The following is a 353-nucleotide window of genomic DNA, read 5'->3' on the forward strand; positions in this document are numbered from 1 at the left end:
GTTTTATAAGGAAACCAGAACTGTCGTTCTGATTCATTTGGTGTTAATCCACCATTATATTGATGTGGACGATGCTGGTTGTAATAACCTACCAGATAATCTGTTACTGCTTGGTTCGCCTCAGTAAAACTTCTATAGCCATTCTTTGGTACCCATTCCGTCTTCAAGCTTCTGAACACTCGCTCCATAGGACTGTTATCCCAACAGTTCCCACGACGACTCATACTTTGAGTAATTCGATATCTCCATAGTAACTGACGATACTTCTTACTCGTATAGTGGCAACCTTGATCCGAGTGGAACATGACATCTGACGGCTTTCCACGGCTCTCATAGGCCATGGTCAACGCCTT

1 protein-coding gene is annotated in these 353 nt (G+C 43.3%); it reads right to left on the reverse strand.

All coding sequences use genetic code 11. From position 1 onward, the window contains the following. On the reverse strand, nucleotides 1-353 hold a 353-nt coding region (locus AACR11_RS13700), incomplete at both ends, for an integrase core domain-containing protein (RefSeq protein ID WP_139374570.1).

This window comes from Vibrio sp. L85 (assembly GCF_963871815.1).
In the GTDB taxonomy this organism is placed as follows: Bacteria; Pseudomonadota; Gammaproteobacteria; order Enterobacterales; family Vibrionaceae; genus Vibrio; species Vibrio harveyi.